The following is a 25,002-nucleotide window of genomic DNA, read 5'->3' on the forward strand; positions in this document are numbered from 1 at the left end:
TTGGGTTGACGTTAGGAAACCCAACATTTACGGACTTTTGTTGGGTTGCGCTGTCGCTTAACCCAACCTACAAAAACTCTTAACCGACAAGTATTGAATGGTGGTGTACTTTCTAAGCTAATACCATTTTTGATTTTGGATTTTAGATTGTGAAACATAGATAGGTAATGGTTTGGCGCTATCCATCTGTCACAATTATTTTGCCAAATGGTATAATTGATTCTACAAATATTTTGTATTTAATTAATTTGACCTACTTAATAATGACAATAATTGGGGAAAATCAGTTATGTTAACTCAAGATAAACAACTACTTTTAATTGGTCAGGTAACAGAACTCAGTGGAATTTCCATCCGGACAATTCGCTATTATGAAAGTTTAGATTTAATTCAAGCATCAGCACGCACTGAAGGAGGTTTTCGTCAGTTTTCCTTAGATGTCCTGACTCGTTTAGATTTCATTAAAAGAGCGCAACATCTGGGTTTAAGTTTGGAAGAAATTCGAGACATTCTTCAGGTGTATGATCAAGGAGAAACACCTTGTCGTGAGATTCAAGAAAAGTTGCAAGAAAAGCTATTTAAAATAGACCACCAAATTGAACAGTTGTTAACTTTACGCGAAGAGATTCAAGGATTACTTTCAGGCTGGCAAAATAGGGAAGAACAAACACAGGAAAATATTTGTCCTATTATTCAGAAATAAAGTTTAATGTGGTGACCTTTTTTAAATTAAAAGTTAAAAATTAAAAATTAAAAATTTAAGATTAGTAATAATTTTTAATTAATTTTGGATGCAAGCCCCCACTGATCGCAATTTTTAATTAATAATTTTTAATTGGAGCGTTCGCGCAGCGTCTCGTAGAGAAGCGACTTGACTTCTATTCGTTATTAGTCAACTTAGTTGGTGATACTTTTGATTTACTATAAATAAACCACCATAACTCGATGCCAATTAAGGCTAAACCACCGACTGTAACAGCAACTTTCAAGCTTAATGGTTGCTCAATTCTGTGAAATTTGCTAGTTTTCATAGAGTGGTCATCTGGCATTTCTGCTACTGCACTTGATGTCAGGAGTAATAAACCAATAAGACTTGCAAAAAGAGTTTTTTGACTCAACATTTACTTAACTCCTGGTTGAAAGTTACGCAATCTTAAGGCATTAGTGACGACAGAAACGGAAGAAAAGGCCATTGCAGCACCAGCAATAATGGGATTAAGCAACCAACCAAAAATAGGGTAGAGAATACCCGCAGCAATAGGAATGCCAATAATGTTATAAATAAAAGCAAAGAAGAGATTTTGCTGAATATTGTTGATAGTAGCGCGGCTGAGTTTTATGGCGGTGACAATGCCTTGCAAGTCTCCAGAAATCAGGGTAATATCACTAGCAGCGATCGCAATATCTGTTCCTGTGCCAATCGCAATCCCTACATCTGCTTGTGCTAAAGCTGGGGCATCATTGATACCATCCCCTACCATAGCGACAATTTGAGATTTGGAATTCTGGATTTGGGATTGTAAAGATTGAATAATAGCGGCTTTTTGGTCTGGACGGACTTGGGCAAAAACCTGGGTGATACCAACTTGAAGTGCGATCGCATCCGCAGTTTGCTGATTGTCTCCAGTTAACATTACCACTTCTAAACCTAAATTTTGCAGTGCTTTGACTGCCTGTGCTGAGGAAGGTTTCAGGGCATCACTAATAGCCATTATTCCTTGTAATGCACCATCAACAGCTATGAAAATCACTGTTTTTCCAGCCGATTCCCAACCCAATTGATACTGCTGTAGAGAATCTGGATTAATTCCTATTTCTGTTAACCAGCGTTGTGTACCGATTTGCACCAGATGGTCATTGACAACTCCTTGTACACCACTACCAGCAATAGCCAGAAAATTATTAACCGTTGCTAAACTCACTTCTTGGGATTTGGCATATTGTACCACCGCCTCTGCCAAAGGATGCTCAGAATTTCTTTCTACAGTTGCGGCTAACTGTAATAATGCCAGTTCATTACTATTTGCTGTGCCATGAACAGTGACAAAATCAGTAACTGTGGGTTTACCTTGAGTTAAAGTCCCGGTTTTATCTAAGACAATAATTTTGATTTTGTGGGCTAACTCCAAACTTTCAGCACCTTTAATTAAAATACCATTTTCCGCACCAATACCAGTTCCCACCATCACAGAAGTAGGAGTAGCTAAACCCAAAGCACAGGGACAGGCGATAATCAAAACACCCACCGTTGTCATAGTCGCGAGGGTGAGATTACCCATGATATTAAACCAAATCACAAAAGTTGTAATTGCGATCGCTATCACAGCCGGCACAAACCAACCTGTTACCTGATCTGCTAAACGTTGAATAGGTGCTTTTGAACCCTGCGCTTCTTGCACCAATTTGACAATTTGTGCTAAAAATGTATCTTTTCCTACCCTTGTTGCCCTAAACTTAAAACTACCAGTTTTATTGATTGTCGCCCCAATCACCTCATCTCCTGGCTGTTTCTTTCTTGGTAAACTTTCACCTGTAACCATTGCCTCATCTACCGTTGAAGCACCTTCAATCACTTCACCATCTACGGGAATCTTTTCCCCAGGACGCACCACAATCACATCATGAATTCTCACCTCAGCAATGGAGATATCCATTTCTACATCATTGCGAATCACTCTAGCAGTTTTCGCTTGTAGTCCCATCAGTTTGCGAATTGCTTCCGAAGTTTGTCCCCTAGCGCGACTTTCCAAAAATCGCCCTAACAAAATTAAAGTGACAACCATTGCTGCAACTTCATAATAAACATGAGGTTCTAAACCTTGGGTAATCAACAACCCAGGGAACAGCGTTACCACCAGAGAATATAAATAAGCCGTACCCGTCCCCAAAGCAATCAAAGTATCCATAGTTGCAGTATGGTGTTTGAGAGACTTCCAACCATTGCGGAAAAAAGACCAACCACACCAAAATTCAACCGGTGTCGTCAACACCAACTGTAACCAAGGATGATGTAAAAAGCTGGGAATAAAAGGCAAATTTAACCCCGTCATCATCGGTAAAGAACCGAAAAACAGGAAAATGCTAATTACACCTCCAGTCTTCAACTTGAGAACGAGTTCCTGTTGTTCTGCTAACCTACTCGCTGTTTCTGTATCATCTTCGCCTTGTTCTTCTGACAGCGAAAAAGACGAATAACCCGCAGCCTCAATAGCAGCTTGGATGTTCTCTAAATTTGTCTGTTTGGGATCATAATTAATACTAGCTTGCTCTGCACCAAAATTAACATTACAATCAATCACCCCAGAAACCGACAAAATCGCCTGTTCCACATTATTAGCGCAAGCAGCGCAACTCATACCTCGAAGTTTGAGAGTGAGATTATCCATATTGGTAAGTTAAATTTTTCAGCCGCAGATAAATGCAAACAATTTATCTGTGTTCGTCTGCGTGTATCTGCGGTTTTTTTAGAAAATTGACTCAGCACCGTATTAAGCAGGAGGATACCCAGCCGCCACCAAAGCTTCCTTAATTGTTGTTTCTGAAGCTTGAGTATCTACACTGACCAGCTTAGTTTTTGGGTCAGCATCTATGTTAGCGTTAGCATCTACAGCCTTTAGGGCATTAGTGATATTGGTTGCACAAGTCGAACAAGCCATTCCGGGAACTGTAAGTTGGAGTGTCATAGGTTGAAAGAATCTCATGAAAAACTAATTAAGATGAAGCTTTAGACAACTGCTCTAATTGCTGAATTTGAGCGGTTTGCGTTTTGATGATATCTTGAGCTAGATCGCGGAGTTGTTTGTGAGTAGCACTGTTTATGGCTTTCTGTGCCATGATCACAGACATTTGCTGGTGGTGAGTCATCCGTTGCACAAATGCTTTGTCAAAGTCGGGGGAATTTTGCAAAGATTCCATATTCATCATTTCAGCCATTCCCTGATCTTTGCCATGCTGCATTCCCATACAATTCATAGTAGTAGCGGGAACTTCTGTGCCATACAACTGTTTGTTCAAGGCTTTCAGTTGCTCAATTTCTTTGGTTTGATCAGATTTTATCGTTCCAGCCAATGTTTTAATTTCTGGATTTGTAGCTTTTTGTACAGCCAAATCCGCCATTTCTATAGTTTTCTGGTCATGATGAATCATCATGGCGATGAAACGCTGATCTTCCCACTTCTGCGTCATAGTTTTAGTCACTCCAGCAGGAGAAGATGGTGACTGGTGGTGCTGTTGTGCTAGGGCGCTGTAGGTTGTGGATAAAGCGACAATTAATCCGACAAACCCATAATTTACTAATTTGTTAAACATACTGTTGCTCCTTTCGCTTCCTATGGAAGGTTGAGGGCATTTCCGCCAAAAATCAGTACATGGTATTGTCTTGTTACCAATTTTCGGCTGAGAGTCCTGTTAAATTTATCCTAAACCCTCTAGTGGGATAGAGAGTCTAGAGGAGATTTACAAATCTTGATAATTTTATGAATAAGACGCGGAGCGTATCACCGCGTCAGCTTTAATGATTAGTATTCAGCCGGACAGGATATCAGTCCTGCTGTGTTTGTTCTATTGGTGTTTCGGCTGGGGGAGCAAGTACCGCGTCTGGTGCGACTTCCTCAATGGGAATTGCTGGTTTTGCTTCTGTTTCCCCTTGCGCTGCTTCCACCAGTTCTGGTGATGGAGGGTTGGGAGGAATTACTTCTGGTATACTCACAATTTCATCTTCTATTAGTTGTTCTGCTACAGCAACAGTTACCGCTTCTATTACAACTTCCTCTTTCTCCGTCACCGCGTCTTCCTTCCTCTCCATCTCCGCGTCACCGCGTCCTTCCGTCACCGCGTCTTCCTTCCTCTCCATCTCCGCGTCACCGCGTTCCTCCGTCCTAACTTCCGGGGAAGGTGCTTCTATTTCACTAGGTTGTGCTGGTACAGAATCGGTTTTATCAATTACTTCAACAACAGGCTTTGGTGTAGGTGTAGATGGTTGTTTGGTCATTGTTTGCTGCACCTTACCTTTGACACCACTGAACACACTACCAATAAAGGCTGGTAATTGTCCCAGTTTTTCCTGTAGAGAAAAATTAGATACTTGGTCTTGTAGACTAATCTTCACTAGCTCCAAACTAGGTACAGGCGTTTGTTGTCTTTCTGGTGTGAGTTGCCGACGTAATGACAGAGTTTGCCAACCAAAAGAACTCAAAAGAGCAACACTAGCTACATGACCCAGCAGTAAACCCCCAGTAATTCGGGGTGCAAAAATCCATAAGACCAAGGCATAGAACAACCCAACCCCGCTCCAGATAAAATCATTCTTACGGTGGATTTCCGGGAAGAAGAAAGCTGCTATGTAAATGGCTAGGCTGCCAAGTCCAACTACTAAGGCTAGGAAATAGGCCAGCATTTTTCAATACTCCTGATTGTTTCATTTGTGCCAGTATTTTAATTTTGCAAATTTTGTTACTGAATTGTTGACTTAGATACAAATTAAAACTAAATATTGATGTTAGTTGTGATTTTTTTAAATATAGAAAAACTCTTAATATCTTCTTTAGGAGTGAAGCGAAAATCTCGGATTACCCTTAAAGAGAAAGGATCTGCAAGAGTTAGCCAAACAAATTTATGACCCTACAAAGCTTTGGTGTGATTGGATTAGCCGTTATGGGCGAGAACATCGCTCTCAACGTTGAGCGTAATGGCTTCCCAATTGCAGTTTACAACCGCTCTCGCGAGAAAACCGATGCCTTCATGGCGCAACGCGCAGGAGGACGGAATGTTGTTGCAGCCTTTACCCTAGAAGAATTTGTCGCCGCACTAGAACGTCCCCGCAAAATTCTGGTGATGGTGCAAGCTGGTAAGCCTGTTGATGCGGTAATTCAACAGCTTAAACCTTTACTACAAGAAGGCGATATCATTATCGACGGTGGTAACTCTTGGTTTGAAGATACTGAAAGACGCACTCAGGAATTAGAACCCACTGGATTACGCTATCTCGGTATGGGTGTCAGTGGTGGTGAAGAAGGTGCGCTAAATGGTCCTTCTTTGATGCCTGGTGGTACAAAAAGTTCCTACGAGTACCTATCCCCCATTTTCAACAAGATCGCTGCTCAAGTTGATGATGGTCCTTGTGTAACCTACATTGGCCCCGGTGGCTCTGGTCACTATGTGAAAATGGTACACAACGGTATTGAGTACGGCGATATGCAGTTAATTGCAGAAGCCTACGATTTGCTGAAAAATGTAGCTGGGCTTAATCCTACTCAGCTACATGAAGTGTTTACTGAATGGAATACAACTGACGAACTCAATTCATTTTTGATTGAGATTACAGCTAATATTTTCCCCTACGTTGACCCAGAAACCAAGAAACCCCTAGTTGACTTGATTGTTGACGCAGCTGGTCAAAAGGGAACTGGACGTTGGACTGTACAAACTGCTTTGGAATTGGGCGTTGCTATCCCTACAATTACAGCTGCTGTAAATGCTCGGATTCTCTCTTCAATCAGAGATGAGCGGATTGCTGCATCTAAGCAACTCACTGGCCCTAATGCTAAGTATACCGGAGACATCAAGGCTTTTGTGAACATGGTGCGTGATGCGCTCTATTGTTCCAAAATCTGTTCTTATGCTCAAGGTATGGCGCTGTTATCTACAGCTTCCAAGACTTACAATTGGGATTTGAATCTCGGTGAAATGGCTCGGATTTGGAAGGGTGGTTGTATTATTCGTGCTGGCTTCTTGAATAAGATTAAGAAGGCTTTTGACGAAAATCCAGCTTTGCCAAACTTGCTATTAGCACCTGAGTTTAAGCAGACTATTCTGGATAGACAAACTGCTTGGCGTGAAGTAATTATTACTGCTGCTAAATTGGGTATTCCTGTCCCAGCTTTTAGTGCTTCTCTAGATTACTTTGATAGCTACCGCCGCGATCGCTTGCCACAAAACTTGACTCAAGCACAACGCGACTATTTCGGCGCTCACACTTATCTCCGTACTGATAAGTCTGGCAGTTTCCACACTGAATGGGTTCCCATTGCTGAAGCTAAGAAGTAAGATACTTCTGGTTAAGCTTTAAAGTTAATTCTTGCTGTTGATTTAGGCAAGGTTGACTGTAGGGGCGGGTTTTCCCGCCCTTAATCGTAAGATTGATACTAGGTTTTTAGAGTAAAAATCAATTATAAGGTTAAAGCTACTTGAGCCTTCAGAGTTTTTACGCTTGAGAGGAAAGTTGCCATGAGTATTGTTCAAGTTCAAATTCCCGACTCATTACAAAAAAGCTTGCATGAACTTGCAAGTCGTGATGGAATTTCTATTGATCAATTTATATCTACTGCGATCGCAGAAAAACTCTCAGCTTTGATGACAGAAAATTATCTCAACGAAAAAGCAAAAAGCGGCAGTCGCTTGAAATATGCAGCAATTTTGGCAAAAGTCCCAGATGTTGAACCAGAACCTTATGATAGGATACCGACCGTCTAACAAATTAGCATAACTCAATTATTCGTACTGCAAGCGATCAATGATTTTCTAAAAGACCTCTCCGGAAAAGAATGTAGAGACGTTCCATGGAACGTCTCTACAAGGGTTCTAGGATACGCATATTTAAATTCGGTCGATGTCTATTTGTTATACCAAGCTTGTCGCCACTGTTTCATTTGGTTAATCTCTGCATCTTGGGATTTGATAATATTTTCAGCCAATTTTTTAATTTCAGGACGCTGAGACTTTTGCAAGGCATCTTTTGCCATCACTACAGCCGCTTCATGGTGAGGAATCATGGCGTTGATAAAGCGCAGGTCAAATTCTGCATCAGCTGCACCTAAGTCCATATTCATCATCATGGCTTGCATTTGGTCAGATGACATTTCCATCATGTGACCCATTTTGGCATCATAAGCCATTGGTTTATCTCCCGCTTTGGGATACCAAGTTGTACGCCACTGTTTCATCTGGGTGATTTCTTGATTTTGTGCTTTAATAATTTCGTCTCCTAGCTTTTTGATCTCAGGGCGTTTCGATTTCTGCTGTATTTCTTTGGCCATTATGGTTGCTCCCTGATGGTGCGGAATCATCGCATCAATAAAGCGCAAATCATAGTTAGCATCGGCTGGGCCTAAATCCATTGTCATGCTGTGATCCATCATGCCACTACCATGATTCATCATGCCGTCGTGGTTCATCGGTTGCTTGTCATTAGTAGCAGTAGCGGCAGGGGTTGATACTTGGTTTTGGGAATCGGTTGTAGAACAGGCTGTTAACAGTCCGCTGGGAACAGAAGCGATCGCTATCAAGGTCAATGACAAGAAGCTGTTTTTTAGCGTAGAAAGTTGCATAGGGAGCATCTAAATATTTCCTGATTTGATTCTAAAGTCTCTAGTTAGCTGGAGAGTAAAGCCGTGCTGTAATAGTTGTTTACACAGTGATTATTGTACTTACTACATAGTTTGACAGCCAAAAATGAAATCAAGATGAAATTGCTGTAAGTGATTCCTGAGTGTAGAGAGAAATCAATTACCAATTTTACCCATTACCCAAAAACTTAGCTCTCATTTCCTCCAAATCTTTATCGATAGCATCATTACTCGTAGGCACAGATGTAGGATTAGATGGTTGTTTGGGAACATTTTGCAGTTGTACCTTACCACCTGTAAAATGTGTTTTAATTTCTAGTAATTCTTTCTCAATTTCAGGAGAAGTTTGAGAAACAAAGGTAGGTGGAGAAGTTGGTGATGCTTGGGTAACGGGTTTAGTAATTATTGTTGGTGGGATATTGACGGGTGACTGGTGATGATTTAAATGATTGAGAACTTCATCGGCAGTTTGGTAGCGGCGGTTGGGAATGCTTTCTACCATTTTGTCAATAATCTGAGTTAATTCTTTACTTACTGGAGATTTTACGTATTGTGGCCAAATCCAATCAGCATTATGAGTATCATAGCTATCGAAGGGCGATCGCTCTGTTAAAAGATTAATACAAGTTACGCCTAAACTATAAATATCACTGGCGAAAAGCGCCCTCCCGCGCATTTGTTCCGGTGCGACATATTCGGGACTACCTATACTTGTACCAGTGTGCTTCAGGGATGTAGCTGTGGCAGATTTCGCAGCCCCAAAATCTACTACAACCAGTTTATTATCACTACTCCGACGAATAATATTTTCTGGCTTAATATCTCGATGTATGACTTGTCTTGCATGACAAAATTGCAGCACTGGCAATAAATCATTCAGTAATTGCCGAATCTGGGTTTCATTAAAAGCACCTTTATGAGCTAATTCCTGGGCTAAGTTTAGCCCGTCAATAAATTCTTGCACAAGATACTGCCTGTCATCTTGGCTACAATATGCCAAAAGTGCCGGAATTTGGGAATGTTGTCCTAATTCGTCCAACTGTATGGCTTCTTGGTTAAATAATTCTACGGCTTTTTGTACCGTGTTTGTACCTTGGGCTTGGGGGTAAAATTGCTTAATGACACAGGGCGGTTTTGAGGGTTTATCCTCATCCACGGCTAAAAAAGTTCTGCCAAAACCACCTTGTCCTATCGGTTTGATAGCACGGTAGCGTTCTTTGAGAAATAATTTTGTACCACAAGTCAGGCAAAACTTGACATCATCAGGGTTTTCCGGTTTGGAACAATGGGGATTAAGGCAGTAACTCATAGAGAAATCACTCGTACTTATCTTTATTGTGCCTTGTCGCTGGGTTGTTTGAAACTTGCTCAGACTTTGGGGTGACTCTTGCAATTTAGGATAAGCGATCGCTCTACTGGCGTTTTGTTAGCAATCTTTACATTCTGGTGTGGTATTGGTTTTTTGGGAAATGGAGTAGCTGTAGTTGTTTGGATTGAAAGACGCGGTGATGTGATTAGAATTATTTCAGCACGAAAGGCAAATCGTTATAATCAAATAAAAACTATCAAAATATAGGGACAAAAATTGATTATGCAAAGTATTAGAGTGCGATCACGTATTGGTAAAGATGGACTTTTGCAGATTCAGTTACCGGAAGCAAAGGAAGGAATGGAATTAGATATTATTCTTGTTTATGAAACAGCATCAGCAACCCAAGAAATAACAAAGCTGAGTGATTTTTATGGTTGTATTCAGGATGAAACGTTTATCAGACATCCACAACCAGAACAACCAGAGAGAGAAACATTCTGATGATTTACAAATTGCTGCTATTGCTTTAGCTCACAATTTGATATTAGTTACGCATAATACTAGGGAGTTTTCACGTATTCCTGAACTTCAATTAGAAGACTGGGAAATTGTCTGAATCAGGATTTCCAGTATTTAAGGATTTACAGGATGAAAGAATAATATATTATGTGTTATCCTTGTATGGATAAGCACTATACTTTAAGCATCTCTTACGAAGTCATCAAAAAATGAATATGCGTGATTTATTCCCTGGCTATTATCAACCCACAAAGCAAGAGTTTGAAGAACTATGGAAAGAGTGTGTTTTTTCCTTTGACACAAATGTTTTATTAAATATCTATCGTTATTCACCTACAGCAAGAGAAAGATTATTTGATATTCTCGAAAAACTTCAGAAGAGAATTTGGATTACACATCAAGTTGGTTATGAGTTCCATAAGAATCGCTTAACTGTTATATCTCAACAGTCAAGTGCCTATGGCAAAATAGGTACAATATTAGACGAAAATTTAAAAATAGGAAAAATTGGAACACTCAAAAAAGATTTAGAAGCATATAAAAAACATTCTGTAATTGAAATACAAGAAATTTTAAACAATATTGAAACCTCACTTAAAGAGGTGATTAACTCAGTCAAAAATAATTTACACAATCAAAAAGCAAATCATCATGATCTCTCAAAAGATGATGTATTTCATGAGAGGATAATCAAGATACTTAATGGCAGGATTGGTAATCCATACACTGATATATTATATATTTATAAGTTAGTTGAAGAAAGATTTAAATATTTAATACCTCCAGGGTATAAAGACAAGGATAATAAACAAAAATCAGTTCCAGATATTTATGGTGATGCTATACTGTGGTTGCAATTAATTGATTATGCAAAATCTGAGAAAAAACCCATTATTTTTGTGACAGATGATGATAAAGAAGACTGGTGGCTAGAAAGTGAAGGAAAAACTATTAGCCCAAGACCTGAGTTAGTACAAGAAATGCTAACTGAAGCTGGTGTTAAATTCTATATGTATTCATCTGATAGATTTTTAGATTATGCTCAGAAGTTTCTACATCTTTCAGAACAGCCGGAAGTAATTGAGGAAGCTAGAGAAATTAGGTTTCAAAATGCGTTTCCTGTGGAAGAACTGGAAAATGTTGTCAAAGAACTAGCACTGAGGTTTGGTATTACCATACCAGAAAGCCCGTATCGTGTCGTTTTTCAAACAAAAAAAATAAAACCTTAGAGCCAATTTTGCAAAATGATCAATAAAGTGATAGAAGTATGAAACATGACCATTGTGTAATAAAATAAATATTTACCAATTTAATTAAAGTTATTCCAGGTATTTTTAGCTGCCATTAATAATGATGTCTTTTACATTAAAAAACAAATGTATTAATACTTGTTTGAAAAATAGGAAAATTCTGTTCAAATTGTTCTTTTTTACAAGAAAATAATACTGTCCAAACCGTCTCATTATCCCTAATGACATAATATAGTTGTTTGCTATTTACACCTAATAAAATCATTCGTCCTACTTGATGTCCTTTAACTGAGTATGTCTCTATACCTAATATAGTTGAGTTTACAGCAGTTTCTCTCATATAAAGTTCTAGGTTCACTTGATTTGGTAATTTTTCATGGGCAACCATAACAGTATTAAAGGATTGTGAGTAAGGATTATTAGGCTCAAAAGCCCAAATAGGAAAATTTGATGGATTTTGTTGGACTAATTGAGCAAACTGTTCCATTTGTGGATTATGACTTCCTGATTTATTCATAAATTCATATAACTTTTCATTGATGTCACCAGTTTGCCAATTTGGAGGCAACCATAATGACGCACCTCCACCCTGAAACTTTTTCCAACCATAGGGAATTTGTGGATATGTGTTTTCATTATCAACAGGAGGTGCTTGACTGGTAGCTTTAGAATTTATTTGTTCAGGATTATTTTCTTCTGTCTCAGTTGGTGTTGAAATCGCAACTGGTTGACTGACTTGAGGTTGAAAAATCTTACTAATATCTTTCCATCCTAATCTAATTATTATTAATAATACTCCACTAATTATTGTGCCAATAGCTTGATAAATTTGCTGAGATGATTTATCTTTTTCAGTCTTTGATGATTGCTTTTGAGAACTTGGTATTCCTGGATGATTTAGCTGGCTTAATACTCGTGCTTCTTGTTGAAAAAGTGATACTGCCTTAGAGTCATCTAATATTAGCACTTTTAGCACTTTGAGGACATTACTTTGACTAACCTCAAATGTCTTACCAAAACCACCTTCTCCTAATTGGCGTATAATTCTATAGCGGCCTTCTAATAGCAATTCTGATCCACAGGCTTCACAAAATAGGATATTGTCAGCGTTTTGCGGTTTTGGGCAATTAGGATTAATGCAGAGGCTCATTGTCTTGGAGTATTGTTGTAATAATCAGGATATAAATCCTGTTGTACGTCGTTTATAAATTTAAAAACTTTATTGGTAGTATCATTAGGTTCTAAAAATCCTCCCTTAATTTGAGATTCATTTTTCACATCAGTGATAAATTTAATGGCTTTTCTGCCAATTCTAATATGTTTGAGAACATCTTGATAGTGATTTTCACCAATTAACATTGAAGAATGTGTAGATGCTTCAAATAGTTGACGATAATTATTAAATATATGTAATCCTGTATTTATGAGTTGTTCAACTTCCTTCGATGTCAGTTGATCAGGATCGACTGTACCTTTGAAAATTACTTTTGTATTTCTGTGAGCAATATGACTACCTCTCAATTTGGATAATTTTTTTACAAGAGGATTAGTGTTACTAACAAATTCAATATCTTTCTTAATTTGCTCCTCATTTGGCTTTCTACTAGACTGTGCCAATCTATCAACATAAGGATTTTTATTAAGTCTTTCTTTAAATTTTTCAATATCAAATATATTAGTATTACCTTGAATAATTTCAAGTAAATTTTTCAGGCTTAGTGTACCCTCTCTATTATTATCATAGGCTCTACATAAACATAGAAGACAACCTGAATAGTGAGCGTCAAGTGTTAAGCCCCAGAAACCAATATGAGTATTTATTTCATATTCATACTTATTTAGAGCATCGAGAAGGTTATTATACAAACGATAGTGGTGATTTGCATCAAGTAAATCATTAGCCAGAACATCTAGTAGAGTGCTGAACTCCTCTTCAGTATATTTCATAAGTTACTTACTGAGAATAAATATATTGTTAGCGTAACAGATTAATCTTAACTTATGTTCGTGGTTGTATTTTTTGGCTGAAAAATCTTGTGTTAATTATAGCAGCTTTAGATTTTACCTAATTGCTGTTTTATCGCGTTACCTGGAAAAATTTAAAATCATACTATACCTCTATTTAAACTTGGCGATCGCCCCCATCACAAAAACCCATCCCCCCAACTACCCAACAAGCGGTAAAATTAACATCCATCTCCAAATTGCATCTATAACCAATGTATTGCGACTACCTGGTACAAATCCTCACCGCCCGCGTCTATGATGTAGCCCAGGAAACACCACTGGAAAATGCGCCGAACCTCTCCGCGAGACTGAATAACAAACTCCTGCTGAAACGGGAAGATATGCAATCAGTCTTCTCCTTCAAACTGCGGGGCGCATACAACAAAATGGTCAACCTGCCACCAGATTTACTGAAACAAGGTGTAATTGCGGCTTCTGCTGGTAATCATGCCCAAGGTGTAGCCTTAGCTGCCAGTCGCTTGGGAACAACAGCAATTATCGTGATGCCTGTCATCACACCCCAGGTAAAAATAAATGCAGTCAAAGCACGGGGAGGAGAAGTTGTACTACATGGCAATAACTATGATGATGCTTACGCCCACGCCCGGCAATTGGAAGCGGAAAAAGGGTTAACCTTTATACATCCCTTTGATGATCCTGATGTGATTGCGGGACAGGGAACAATTGGCATGGAAATCCTGCGACAATATCAACAACCTATCCATGCAATATTTGTGGCTATTGGAGGTGGGGGTTTAATTTCCGGTATTGCAGCTTATGTGAAACGGTTGCGTCCCGAAATCAAAATTATCGGTGTCGAACCAGTAGACGCTGATGCTATGTCTCAATCTCTCAAAGCAGGTCATCGTGTACGCTTGTCTCAGGTGGGGTTATTTGCTGATGGTGTAGCAGTGCGGGAAGTGGGGGAAGAAACCTTCCGTTTGTGTCAGCAATATGTGGATGAAATCATTTTGGTAGATACTGATGCTACCTGTGCAGCGATAAAAGATGTGTTTGAGGATACTCGTTCTATTTTAGAACCAGCCGGGGCATTAGCGATCGCAGCAGCCAAAGCCTACGTCGAAAGAGAACAAATTCAAAATCAAACCCTCATCGCCGTTGCCTGCGGTGCTAACATGAACTTTGACCGCTTGCGTTTTGTGGCGGAAAGAGCAGAATTTGGGGAACGTCGAGAAGCCATTTTTGCGGTGAATATTCCCGAAAAACCGGGAAGTCTGCGTCAATTTTGTGAATGTTTAGGCGATCGCAATCTGACAGAATTTAATTATCGCATTGCTGACAACAAAGACGCACATATATTTGTTGGAATGCAAATTGAAAATCGTGCTGACGCAGCTAAAATAGTTGCCAAATTTGAAACTAACGGCTTAAAAACTATTGATTTAACCGACGACGAATTAACAAAATTGCACCTGCGTCATATGGTAGGTGGACATTCTTCCCTCGCCCACAATGAATTATTATACCGTTTTGAATTTCTCGAACGTCCCGGTGCATTAATGAAATTTGTGGCTTCTATGTCCCCTAATTGGAATATCAGCCTCTTTCACTATCGCAACAATGGTGCAGACTACGGGCGTATTGTGGTAGGAATGCAAGTACCACCCCATGAAATGGAACAATGGCAAGTATTTCTTGATTCCTTGGGTTATCGTTATTGGGATGAAAGTCAAAATCCCGCATATCAGCTATTTTTAGGTTGAAGCATCATATTCCCACACATCGTCTTACAATTTAAAGTAAAAAGCAAGGTGGATTACTTTCGACAATGAACAAAATGATTAAACTCGATCAGTTCTTAAAGTTAGTAGGTATAGCCGCAACAGGAGGTCAAGCCAAATTGATGATTGTTGATGGTGAAGTTAAAGTCAATGGCACAGTTGAAACTCGACGTGGCAAGAAATTAGAACCAACAGACCAAGTAACAGTCAATGGTCAAATTTTCAAAGTTGGAGATGTAATTTAATATTGGCGCTGCTACAAATCAACCCCAAAAATACAGTAATAAGCGACTGAATTGGATATAGCAATCCTATTTGATTTTGGAAATATACGTAGGGTGGGCAATGCCCACCGTAGCAATGGTGAGACAAAAAAATATTTATCCAAGGAGTCTATTATAGTATTTGTAAATCCCTAAAATCAAAAAATGCTATCATCTAAAAATTTAAAATCCAAACGAGTTGTTGTTGCTTTAGGTGGCGGTATTGCTGCCTATAAAGTCTGTGAATTGGTTTCCACTCTATTTAAATCTGGGGTAGAAGTACGAGTTATTCTCACTAAATCTGCTCAAGAATTTATCACACCTTTGACTTTAGCAACTTTATCCCGTCATCAAGCTTACACTGATGATGATTTTTGGCAACCAATTTATTCTCGTCCTTTGCATATTGAGTTGGGTGAATGGGCAGATTTAATTGTGATTGCGCCTTTAACTGCTAATACTTTGGCTAAGTTAACTTATGGAATGGCGGATAATTTGCTGACAAATACTGTTCTCGCTTCTACTTGTCCGGTGTTGTTAGCACCTGCAATGAATACAGATATGTGGGAACAGGTAGCAGTACAAAGGAATTGGCTACAGCTATTGACAAATAGTAGATTTTATGGTATGGGTACAGCATCGGGTTTATTGGCGTGCGATCGCATCGGTGCTGGTAGAATGGCAGAACCCGCAGAAATATTTGTTTATATTCAATCTTTATTACACACCCAAGGAATCAGAGATTTAGCTGGAAAGCAGGTTTTAATCAGCGCTGGGGGAACACGAGAATATTTAGATCCGGTGCGATTTATTGGCAATCCCTCAACTGGTAAAATGGGTTTAGCATTGGCACAGGCAGCACTACACAGGGGCGCAAAGGTAATATTAGTCCATTGTCCAGCGAGTTGGGATGTACCTTTGGGAGTAGAAGCAATTCCCGTAATTAGTGCAGACGAAATGCAGCAGGTGATGTTAGAGCATTTAGCCAATGCAGATATCATTATCATGTCAGCCGCAGTTGCAGACGTAAAGCCTAAAGAATATAGTACCGAAAAATTGCCCAAGCGATCGCTTCCCGAAAATCTTCCTCTAGCAGCAGTACCGGATATAGTCGCTGAAATCGGAAATCGCAAACAACCACATCAATATTTAATTGGTTTTGCAGCACAAACTGGGGATATTATTACTCCTGCGAAAGAGAAATTGCAAAGAAAGAAATTAAATGCAATTGTAGCGAATCCTATTGATAAAGTTGATAGTGGTTTTGGGAGTGATAATAATCAAGCGGTGTTTTTAGATATGTCAGGAAGAGAGGTAGAAATTCCGGCTTGTTCTAAGTTGGAAATGGCGCATTATTTGTTTGATTTTGTTGTTTAATAGACATATCCGGTAAAGTAGAGACGTTCCATGGAACGTCTCTACAAGGGTTTCAAATACTTAATTTTAGATTTATTCTCAAATTTCCAATAAATTACTCTGTCCATGATAAAATATAAAAAATAGTTTTATACTGTATCAATCTCTAAATATAAAAATATGAATCAAACTACAAATAATAGTAAAAAAGAAGTGATTTCAGAAGCAGAAACAAACATCCCAAAAAATTTACCAGAACTAGAAAGATATTTACAAAATTATTCTCATGATGATCAGGCTATTAAAACTATTCAACAATTTTCCAAAAACCTCAAAAAGACAAAATATCGCCAGGATGTATTTAGTGAAAAAGGGGCGCTTATTCGTGAACCAATTTATTATCAGGATGTCGTTGAAAAGGGTTTAGCAGATCCAGAAAAGGACTCCTTTACACTTTTACAAGGTGACATTGTTAGTACAAATGCAGCTTATTTTCTCGGAAATCGTCCGGAAAATACCAAGTTTGCAATAGCTAGTTCTACTTGTGATCTCGTAAAAGGCAGACGCAATTATGCAGCACTACTACGAATTCAACCAATTAGTTGTAAAGATCCCAAAGCAGCAAACGATCTTTCGCAATTGTTAAAGTTTACTTCCACACAACAGATGTATCTTCCACCCTTGCCAGGTGATTCATCTGATGTAGTTGGAAATGCCTTATTATTTGATGGAATAGTACAAATAAAATTAGATGATTTGCTATTAGCAACACGACACGCAAGTTTAAGTTTAGTAGGATGGCGGATTTTTGGCTCAATGGTTCGCTCAATTATAGTTCGTGCTGGTGAAGAAGAAGTAAAAATGAGGTCATCTCTATAAAAAGAATATTAGGGTTGGTATTAATAACCCTAATATTTATGAATGAGAATTGTACTCATGAACAAACCTCAATAATCAAGAGGTCTTTTAATTGTAGTAGGATCAAGATTTACTTCATCATCCTCATCTACATCTATACCATCTTCTGGCATTAAAGGCTCGAAACTACTACGAGTGGGAAGTTCAGGTAAACCTCCTAACATAGCAATTGCTTCTATTAATAAATCAATACTCTCTGCATCACGATGTTTTTGCACAACACGCACAGAGCTAGATATTACACGCAAACCTCCACGCAAACGATCAACATCACGAGCTAAACCTAATAAATGTTGGAAATCCCGTTCTTCAAGAATGCGGTATTGTCCAGTTTTAGTATTTAAAGTAGCAACTGTCCCACTTTTTACAGATTCAAGAGCTTTTCCACCTTCTGTGCGAAATTTTTCAAAGGATGGCCAATTTGGACCATTTTGTAAATTAAGTGATTTTTCTACTGTAATTGCCATAGCTATATTTTCCAACCACTGTCTTTTCGTGTTCTTCGGATTCTAGCTTATTTTCTGTGGAAATACATTGGTATTTCGTTGTGTAACTGTGGATAACAAATAAACACTATACTTGCGTAGGGAGATTACACGCTAATTTTTTAAGCGCGATTTTTCCTTTTTATTAGAATTGTAGCGCCGTGAAAATTACGCCACTTTCAAAGACTTGCCTAAAACTTGCGGTTCAGGAAGAGTTTCACCATCTGCTAAACATGGCTCAATCAGTAATTGTAGGTTGGGTTAAGCAAAGCGCAACCCAACAAAAATTAATCAAAAATATCAATTAAAGGAGGATTATAGCCGTTTCTCTCTTCCTTTGCGCCTCTGCGTGAGTGAGAAATCTTATCTATATAAAACCTGATTATCCTCACTCGCTTCCAAATGCGGATACTTACGAACAGGTTGCAAACGCTGACGAATTTTACCAATGATGATATAGAGAATTGGCACAATAAACAAACTCAGAAAAGTAGCCACAAACATTCCCCCAAACACAGCCGTACCCAAAGATTGACGACTCGCTGCACCTGCACCTGTCGCAGTTGCTAGGGGAAAAATACCCAGCAAAGTTGAAAAAGCAGTCATCAGAATTGGACGTAAACGACCTTGTGCTGCTTCAACCGCTGCTTTCGTAATTGATAAACCTTGCTGTTCTTGTAATTGATTAGCAAATTCCACAATCAAAATTGCGTTTTTACTTGCTAAACCAATTAACATTACTAACCCTACTTGGCAAAATACATCATTACTTAAACCCCGTAAAGATTGTGATGCTAAAGCTCCCATAATAGCTAGAGGAACTGAAAGCATAATAATCAAAGGATCAACATAATTTTCATACTGAGCAGCTAACACTAAAAAGACGAAAACTAAGCCCAAACCAAAAATGATCGGTGCTTGTCCACCAGATTCTTTTTCCTCGGCAACAATACCGGACCATTCATATCCCATACTCGTCGGTAAAATCTTCTTAGCTAGTTGTTCCATAGCCAGATTTGCTTGTCCAGAACTATAACCAGGAGCAGGAGAACCGTTAATTTCAACAGAGCGGAATAAGTTGTAGTGATTAATAGTTTGCGCTCCCGTTGTCGGAGTTAATTTCACCAAACTATTCAAAGGAATCATCTGATTAGTTGCAGAACGCACATTTAATAAACCGATATCATCAGGATTGGAACGAAACTGAGCATCAGCTTGGATATACACCCGATATGTGCGAGAAAGGAAATTAAAATCATTGACATATTGTGAACCCAAATAAGTCTGTAGGGTTTTAAAGATATCGTCAATGGAAACTTGCAGAGATTTAGCTTTATTGCGGTCAACTTCAATTAAAATTTGAGGTGTATTGGCTTTAAAGGTGCTAAATACAGCTTGCAGTCCTGGAGTCTGATTACCCTCCCTCATGAACTGACCGACTGTTTGCAGCATAGAATTTAAGCTGTTAGTGCCGGCTATATCTTGTAAGTGAAACTGGAAACCACTAAAACTACCTAAACCGCGAATTGCGGGAGGATTAACAGGAAAAACGCTGGCTTCGGTAATTCCTGAGAATGTTTGTCCTAATTGACCAATAAGGGCTTGTACTGACTGATTTGGTTTAGTGCGTTCGTCCCAGGATTTGAGAGTAGAGAAAATTACGCCACTGTTAGCAGTATTGCCACTAAAACTAAAGCCACCAATGGCAAAAGTACCTGTAACTTCTGGCAATTTCAGGATTTCGGCTTCTACCTCACTCATAACTTTGCTAGTGTATTCGAGTGAAGAACCTTCTGGCCCTTGAATAATGGTGATGAAATAACCTTGGTCTTCGTCCGGTAAAAATGATGTTGGTACGGTCATGTAAAGCCAAGCTGTAACACCCAATAAACCGATAAATGCGATCGCTACTATTGCTTTTATTCTGGTCAAAAATCTAACAATTCGCTCATATCCGCTACGCATGGCTTCTAAAAACCAGTTAATTCGACCAAACACCCAGCCGAAAATGCCTTTGGGTTGAGGTCTAGGACGCAACAATAAAGCCGCGAGAGAAGGTGTGAGAGTCAAAGCTAAAAACGTAGAAATAGCAATAGAAAAGGCAATAGTCAGCGCAAATTGTTTATAAATTTGTCCAGTGGAACCGGGGAAGAATGCTACCGGCACAAATACAGCCATTAGTACCAGAGAAGTCGCAATTACCGCCCCAGTCAGTTCATGCATAGCTGCGGATGCCGCTTTTCGGGGTGATATTCCCTGTTCTTGAATTAAGCGGGAGATATCTTCAACCACAATAATCGCGTCATCAACTACCATTCCCGTTGCTAGAGTCAAACCAAACATGGTTAAGATGTTGACAGAAAAACCCAATACTTTCACGAAGGCAAAAGTACCTATCAAGGACAGCGGAATAGTGATCACAGGAATTAAAGTAGTGCGCCAATCTTGTAAGAAAATAAAGATGACGATAATAACCAGAGCGATCGCTTCTAAGAGCGTTTTTACCACTTCTGCCAGCGACTCTTCTATAATCGTAGTCGTATCAAATGCTACTTCATACTTCATCCCTGGGGGAAAGCTTTGGGACAATCGCGCCATTTCCTTTTTGACTGAATTAGCAACGTTCAAGGAATTACTTCCCGGTGTCGGAAATATCCCCATCCCTACACCTTCATTACCCTTAAAACGGAGAAATGAGCTATAGTTTTGAGCGCCAAGTTCCGCCCTACCCACATCTTTCAACTTAATCAAACTACCGTCACCAGCAGTTTTGATGACTACATTGTCAAATTCCTCAGCTTCTGTCAGCCTACTAACTGCCCTTAAGTCAATTTGATACATTTGACCATCGGCGGCTGGTTGCTGTCCAATTTGCCCCACACCTACCTGTAAGTTTTGTTCATTCAGGGCATCAATCACATCATCAGTAGTTAAATTCCGAGTAGCCAGTTTATTCGGGTCAAGCCATAAACGCATCGCATAGCGGCGTTCACCAAAAATCCGCGCCTCACTTACACCTTTAATCCGTTTGAGGGCATCTGCTAAATATAAATCCGCATAATTACTTAAAAAGACATTATCTAGTTCTTTTTTCTCACTGTACAAACCTATCGCTAACAGAATATTGTTAGACTGTTTGCTCACAGTCACTCCGTTTTGCTTCACGGCTTCTGGTAATTGCGGTTCAGCAGCATTCACACGGTTCTGCACATCAACCGCTGCAATATCCTTATCCCGCGAATCATCAAATGTTACAGTAATTGTGCTAGTGCCATCATTACTACTGCTCGAAGTCATATATTTAATGCCTTCGATACCGTTAATCTGACGCTCTAAAATCGTCGTTACGTTACTTTCAACAATTTCCGCAGTCGCACCAATATAATTAGAACTGACAATAATCTGCGTAGGACTAATTTCTGGATACTGGGCAGTGGGCAATGTCGGAATACTGATTGCACCAACCAGCAAAATGATAATAGCGCAGACACTGGTAAATACAGGTCGCTTAATAAAGAAATCAACAAACATAAATTGGTAATTGGTGATTGGTGATTAAAAAGATCCCCAAAAAGATCCCCGACTTCTTCAAGAAGTCGGGGATCTCTCTATTGTCAATTTTCAATTATTATTGGCAGTCCATCTCTGAGGTTTTGTATTCCTGAAACTATCAGTTTTTCATCTGCTTTTAATCCTTCAATGACTTGGTAATCATTACCTTTGATATTTCCTAATTTCACCTGTTTTTGCTTGGCTATTAATTGGGAAACACCGTTAGGAGATTTTTCTGTTTCAGCTACAAATACAAAGGTTTCCCCAGCTATTCGAGATATTGCTGTGGCAGGAATTAGAACTCCAGAACGCTGATTCCAAATCACTTTAGCCCGAATCATTTGATCTGCTCGTAGTTGTCCTTCGGAATTGTCGTAAAGAGCTTTAACTAATATTGATTGAGAATTATTGGTGATGTTGGGTGAAATAAAGAATACACTACTATTGCCAATGGTTTGACCTTGAGCGTTAATTAATTCCACTGGTAGTCCTGGACGCAATTGTGTACCTCGTTCCAGTGGAACAGGAATTTTAACTTCTAAAGGTCGGTTTTGAGTGATAGTAGCTAATGGTGTGGAAGTATTCACAAAATCACCTACTTTCACAGGAATATCGCCCACAGTTCCAGTAAAGGGAGCAGTAATTTTGTAATATTGAAGTTCTACTTGTTGTTGTTTAATATTGGCATCAGCTTGTTCTAAAGACTTTTCCGCTTGGGATATGGTAGCTAGTTGTGCTTGAATTCGGGAATCTATAGCTCCAAGTTGGGCTTTAGCTGTAGCCAGTTTATTAGCATATAAATCTTTAGTTTGACGAGATACTGCCCCTTGTGCAGCTAATTCAGAATAGCGATTATAATCTAGTTGGTTTAAGCGTACATCTGCAACATTTGCTAACCGTTCCGCTTGCAGAGATTTGAGAGTAGCGCGAGCATTTTCTAGTTGCGCTTGCGAACCCTGACCAGCAGCTGATAAACTACTGACTGCGGCTTGTTGCTGTCTGGAATCTATTTGGAGAATTGCCGCACCAAAGGCAACTGGATCTCCTGACTTTACGAATATTTGAGCAACTTGACCTTGAATTCTGGGTTGGAGATTGACTGAACGTCTAGATTCCAAACTGGCTATATATTCTGTACTATCTTCGACTGTACCTGTTTGCACTGCCGATAGTTTAACTCTTACCCCTGGAGGTGGAGCATTTGCCGCTGCTGGACTGGGTTTTTCAGGAGTTAGCAACTTCCACGCTATAGCCGTTCCACCCCCAAGTATTAATACTAGAGCTAACAATAAACGTAGCCACCGCTGTGATTTGCTAGGTGGCTGAAATGAAGGTTGTGGAATCTCTTTAAAATCTGCTTGAGGTTCAGGAGATGTCATAGGTTAGAGGAAATGGCAAGAACAAGTAATTAAAATTCCGCTGGGATTATATATATTCATATTAAAATTACTTATTTGGTAAGATGTATTTACAAAAACTATGTGTTAGCTCATCTCAATATACAGTATTTATAATTCTTTACACTCTATCAAAGGTTTAATTATTAAAATCTCCCCCCGTCCCCGCTTCAGCCTAATGATAAGTATTAAACCAGACACGATATAGAAATCCTTGCGGAGGTTGTGAACATCTTTTTCCTAGCCAAATTTCTCGCTGATGCAGCATTGCTTCATAACGGCGTTATAGATTAAGTAATGTATCTATAAAACCGGACTTGTTCTGGCTTGGTCTCAATAGCGAAGGTTTAGCGATGTTTACTTCATCAGAAACTCCTATAATTGCGGCAGTAGTGCTGGTCGCTTTCGGCATTTTGGGTTGGGGCTTTTATCGCGCCAGACCTTTTGGTAAACTGGGAATCTTAGCCTGGTTACAGTCGGTCGTATTAATGGCTCCTTGGCTGCTGTTTTTTGGCTTGTTTGCCGCTGGGATTTACATCAATATAGCGGGTATATTGTTATTGCTCGTGGCTTCTACTGCAATCTACATCTTCTTAGGTAGACAGTTACGCAACGCTGGGCAAGATGCCATTCTCAAGCAACGGGCAACGGAAAGACTAGCTGCGAATGCTTCACAGGAAGCCAATTCCCCATCAAATGCCAACAGTCAAGTACTAGTTGCAGAACTAAAACTGGACGCAATGACAATACCCGAAGAAGATTTGAGTACCATTAAAGGTATTTTCGGGATTGACACATTTTTTGCTACAGAAACCATCCCCTATCAAGAAGGAGCAATTTTCAAAGGCAATTTGCGGGGAGAACCAGAGGAAATTCACAACCGTTTGATGAAAAGTTTGCAAGAACGTTTAGGTGATAAATATCGCCTGTTTTTAGTGGAGAACACAGACGATAAACCTGTGATCATTGTTCTTCCCAGCCGCACAGATCCACGTCCGATGGAGTTACCACAGAAAGTCTTTGCGGTGATTCTTTTGGTAGCAACTCTTGCCACCAATTTTGAAGCGGCGGGATTATTACTGAATTTTGATTTATTCTCCAACCCATCACGGTTTCCCGAAGCTTTACCTATCGGTTTGGGGATATTTACGATTTTGATAGCTCATGAAATCGGTCATTGGTTACTAGCGCGACGACACCAAGTCCGCCTCAGCTTACCCTTTTTCCTCCCGGCTGTGCAAATCGGCTCTTTTGGGGCAATTACCCGGTTTGAGTCTTTATTACCTAACCGCAAGGCGTTATTTGATATTGCTTTGGCTGGTCCTGCCTTTGGTGGTATCGTTTCTTTGGTAATGTTGGTGACAGGTTTGCTGCTTTCCCACCCAGGTAGTTTATTTCAATTACCAAATCAGTTTTTCCAAGGTTCGATTTTAGTGGGAAGTTTAGCGCGAGTTGTGCTGGGTGCAGCTGTCAAAGCGCCTTTAGTTAATGTCCATCCCCTAGTTATTATTGGTTGGTTGGGTTTGGTGATTACCGCATTAAATTTAATGCCAGCTGGACAATTAGATGGTGGGCGGATTGTCCAGGCTATTTATGGACGCAAAACCGCAGGAAGAGCCACATTTGCGACTTTAATTTTGCTGGGCTTGGTGTCTCTTGGTAATCCTTTGGCTATGTATTGGGCGATTGTGATTGTGTTCTTACAACGAGATTTAGAACGCCCCAGCTTGAATGAGGTAACTGAACCAGACGACGCTAGAGCCGCTTTAGGTCTTTTGGCTCTGTTTTTGATGATTAGTACCCTCTTACCCCTAACTCCCGCTTTGGCTGGGCGTTTGGGAATAGGTTAAGGAGGCAGG

The 25,002-nt window shown here is 39.5% G+C and carries 24 protein-coding genes and 1 pseudogene; 12 read left to right on the top strand and 13 right to left on the bottom strand.

The window, feature by feature from the left end:
- Window positions 1–11 precede the first annotated feature (11 nt).
- A complete protein-coding gene (locus A9Y75_RS28065) occupies window positions 12–158 on the bottom strand; it encodes a hypothetical protein (RefSeq protein ID WP_177176062.1) in 147 nt (48 codons plus the stop codon).
- A gap of 131 nt (window positions 159–289) precedes the next feature.
- Here A9Y75_RS28065 and A9Y75_RS00430 point away from each other — a divergent pair, with 131 nt between their 5' ends.
- Window positions 290–703: a heavy metal-responsive transcriptional regulator gene (locus tag A9Y75_RS00430; protein WP_071187188.1), complete on the top strand. Its 414-nt coding sequence runs from the start codon at window positions 290–292 to the stop codon at window positions 701–703.
- 175 nt (window positions 704–878) lie between these two features.
- Here A9Y75_RS00430 and A9Y75_RS00435 read toward each other — a convergent pair whose 3' ends face one another.
- The 5 genes from A9Y75_RS00435 to A9Y75_RS00455 all read right to left on the bottom strand — a co-directional run bounded on the left by A9Y75_RS00435 (window position 879) and on the right by A9Y75_RS00455 (window position 5,395).
- Complete coding sequence (locus A9Y75_RS00435) at window positions 879–1,121, bottom strand: hypothetical protein (RefSeq protein ID WP_071187191.1); 243 nt, start codon at window positions 1,119–1,121, stop codon at window positions 879–881.
- Window positions 1,122–3,386, bottom strand: coding sequence for a heavy metal translocating P-type ATPase (locus A9Y75_RS00440; RefSeq protein ID WP_071187193.1), 2,265 nt, complete (start codon window positions 3,384–3,386; stop codon window positions 1,122–1,124).
- A 102-nt stretch (window positions 3,387–3,488) separates the two neighbouring features.
- Window positions 3,489–3,683 carry a heavy-metal-associated domain-containing protein gene (locus A9Y75_RS00445; RefSeq protein ID WP_071187195.1) on the bottom strand — a complete coding sequence of 65 codons (195 nt, stop codon included), beginning with the start codon at window positions 3,681–3,683 and terminating at the stop codon, window positions 3,489–3,491.
- A gap of 28 nt (window positions 3,684–3,711) precedes the next feature.
- A complete protein-coding gene (locus tag A9Y75_RS00450) occupies window positions 3,712–4,308 on the bottom strand; it encodes a DUF305 domain-containing protein (protein WP_071187197.1) in 597 nt (198 codons plus the stop codon).
- 232 nt (window positions 4,309–4,540) lie between these two features.
- The gene (locus A9Y75_RS00455; RefSeq protein WP_071187199.1) at window positions 4,541–5,395 is read right to left on the bottom strand and encodes a Ycf66 family protein; all 855 of its coding nucleotides are present in this window, start codon (window positions 5,393–5,395) and stop codon (window positions 4,541–4,543) included.
- A 218-nt stretch (window positions 5,396–5,613) separates the two neighbouring features.
- On the opposite strand from A9Y75_RS00455, the gene gndA reads away from it, so the two are divergent.
- Window positions 5,614–7,044 carry an NADP-dependent phosphogluconate dehydrogenase gene (gndA, locus tag A9Y75_RS00460; RefSeq protein WP_071187201.1) on the top strand — a complete coding sequence of 477 codons (1,431 nt, stop codon included), beginning with the start codon at window positions 5,614–5,616 and terminating at the stop codon, window positions 7,042–7,044.
- A 180-nt stretch (window positions 7,045–7,224) separates the two neighbouring features.
- Window positions 7,225–7,470, top strand: a complete 246-nt coding sequence (locus A9Y75_RS00465; RefSeq protein WP_071187203.1) for a CopG family transcriptional regulator — start codon at window positions 7,225–7,227, stop codon at window positions 7,468–7,470.
- Window positions 7,471–7,610: 140 nt separating this feature from the next.
- On the opposite strand, the gene A9Y75_RS00470 is transcribed toward A9Y75_RS00465, so the two are convergent.
- Complete coding sequence (locus A9Y75_RS00470; RefSeq protein WP_071187205.1) at window positions 7,611–8,333, bottom strand: DUF305 domain-containing protein; 723 nt, start codon at window positions 8,331–8,333, stop codon at window positions 7,611–7,613.
- 178 nt (window positions 8,334–8,511) lie between these two features.
- Window positions 8,512–9,651 carry a serine/threonine-protein kinase gene (locus A9Y75_RS00475; RefSeq protein ID WP_071187208.1) on the bottom strand — a complete coding sequence of 380 codons (1,140 nt, stop codon included), beginning with the start codon at window positions 9,649–9,651 and terminating at the stop codon, window positions 8,512–8,514.
- 78 nt (window positions 9,652–9,729) lie between these two features.
- On the opposite strand from A9Y75_RS00475, the gene A9Y75_RS25925 reads away from it, so the two are divergent.
- From A9Y75_RS25925 to A9Y75_RS00485, 4 genes and pseudogenes are all read left to right on the top strand, one after another.
- Window positions 9,730–9,918 (top strand): BrnT family toxin, encoded by a 189-nt coding sequence (locus A9Y75_RS25925; protein WP_083389456.1) that lies wholly within the window; start codon window positions 9,730–9,732, stop codon window positions 9,916–9,918.
- 15 nt (window positions 9,919–9,933) lie between these two features.
- Window positions 9,934–10,155, top strand: coding sequence for a hypothetical protein (locus A9Y75_RS00480; protein ID WP_071187210.1), 222 nt, complete (start codon window positions 9,934–9,936; stop codon window positions 10,153–10,155).
- Window position 10,156: 1 nt separating this feature from the next.
- Window positions 10,157–10,270 (top strand): annotated as a pseudogene (locus A9Y75_RS29195) (type II toxin-antitoxin system VapC family toxin); the annotation flags it as partial.
- A gap of 112 nt (window positions 10,271–10,382) precedes the next feature.
- Complete coding sequence (locus A9Y75_RS00485; protein WP_143046334.1) at window positions 10,383–11,402, top strand: PIN-like domain-containing protein; 1,020 nt, start codon at window positions 10,383–10,385, stop codon at window positions 11,400–11,402.
- 136 nt (window positions 11,403–11,538) lie between these two features.
- Here the strand turns inward: A9Y75_RS00485 and A9Y75_RS29200 are convergent, their stop codons facing one another.
- Window positions 11,539–12,573 carry a 4-Cys prefix domain-containing protein gene (locus A9Y75_RS29200; RefSeq protein WP_071187214.1) on the bottom strand — a complete coding sequence of 345 codons (1,035 nt, stop codon included), beginning with the start codon at window positions 12,571–12,573 and terminating at the stop codon, window positions 11,539–11,541.
- Window positions 12,570–13,370, bottom strand: a complete 801-nt coding sequence (locus A9Y75_RS00495; RefSeq protein ID WP_071187216.1) for a hypothetical protein — start codon at window positions 13,368–13,370, stop codon at window positions 12,570–12,572. The genes A9Y75_RS29200 and A9Y75_RS00495 overlap by 4 nt, the downstream gene beginning before the upstream one ends.
- Window positions 13,371–13,642: 272 nt before the next feature.
- Here A9Y75_RS00495 and ilvA point away from each other — a divergent pair, with 272 nt between their 5' ends.
- The 4 genes from ilvA to A9Y75_RS00515 all read left to right on the top strand — a co-directional run bounded on the left by ilvA (window position 13,643) and on the right by A9Y75_RS00515 (window position 17,670).
- Window positions 13,643–15,154 carry a threonine ammonia-lyase, biosynthetic gene (ilvA, locus tag A9Y75_RS00500; protein WP_071187218.1) on the top strand — a complete coding sequence of 504 codons (1,512 nt, stop codon included), beginning with the start codon at window positions 13,643–13,645 and terminating at the stop codon, window positions 15,152–15,154.
- Window positions 15,155–15,228: 74 nt separating this feature from the next.
- On the top strand, window positions 15,229–15,417 hold the full coding sequence (locus tag A9Y75_RS00505) for an RNA-binding S4 domain-containing protein (protein ID WP_071188772.1): 189 nt from the start codon (window positions 15,229–15,231) through the stop codon (window positions 15,415–15,417).
- Between the two features lie 183 nt (window positions 15,418–15,600).
- Window positions 15,601–16,812, top strand: coding sequence for a bifunctional phosphopantothenoylcysteine decarboxylase/phosphopantothenate--cysteine ligase CoaBC (gene coaBC, locus A9Y75_RS00510; protein ID WP_071187220.1), 1,212 nt, complete (start codon window positions 15,601–15,603; stop codon window positions 16,810–16,812).
- A gap of 159 nt (window positions 16,813–16,971) precedes the next feature.
- Entirely contained in the window at window positions 16,972–17,670 is a 699-nt protein-coding gene (locus A9Y75_RS00515) for a hypothetical protein (protein WP_083389457.1), read from the top strand.
- A gap of 68 nt (window positions 17,671–17,738) precedes the next feature.
- Here the strand turns inward: A9Y75_RS00515 and A9Y75_RS00520 are convergent, their stop codons facing one another.
- The 3 genes from A9Y75_RS00520 to A9Y75_RS00530 all read right to left on the bottom strand — a co-directional run bounded on the left by A9Y75_RS00520 (window position 17,739) and on the right by A9Y75_RS00530 (window position 23,125).
- Entirely contained in the window at window positions 17,739–18,176 is a 438-nt protein-coding gene (locus A9Y75_RS00520) for a hypothetical protein (protein ID WP_071187222.1), read from the bottom strand.
- Window positions 18,177–18,557: 381 nt separating this feature from the next.
- Complete coding sequence (locus A9Y75_RS00525; RefSeq protein WP_071187224.1) at window positions 18,558–21,725, bottom strand: efflux RND transporter permease subunit; 3,168 nt, start codon at window positions 21,723–21,725, stop codon at window positions 18,558–18,560.
- An 83-nt stretch (window positions 21,726–21,808) separates the two neighbouring features.
- The gene (locus tag A9Y75_RS00530) at window positions 21,809–23,125 is read right to left on the bottom strand and encodes an efflux RND transporter periplasmic adaptor subunit (RefSeq protein ID WP_071187226.1); all 1,317 of its coding nucleotides are present in this window, start codon (window positions 23,123–23,125) and stop codon (window positions 21,809–21,811) included.
- Between the two features lie 371 nt (window positions 23,126–23,496).
- On the opposite strand from A9Y75_RS00530, the gene A9Y75_RS00535 reads away from it, so the two are divergent.
- A complete protein-coding gene (locus A9Y75_RS00535) occupies window positions 23,497–24,993 on the top strand; it encodes a site-2 protease family protein (RefSeq protein ID WP_071187228.1) in 1,497 nt (498 codons plus the stop codon).
- The last annotated feature ends 9 nt before the right edge of the window (window positions 24,994–25,002 follow it).

Origin of the sequence: Trichormus sp. NMC-1 (genome assembly GCF_001858025.1) — a bacterium.
Taxonomy (GTDB): Bacteria; Cyanobacteriota; Cyanobacteriia; order Cyanobacteriales; family Nostocaceae; genus Anabaena.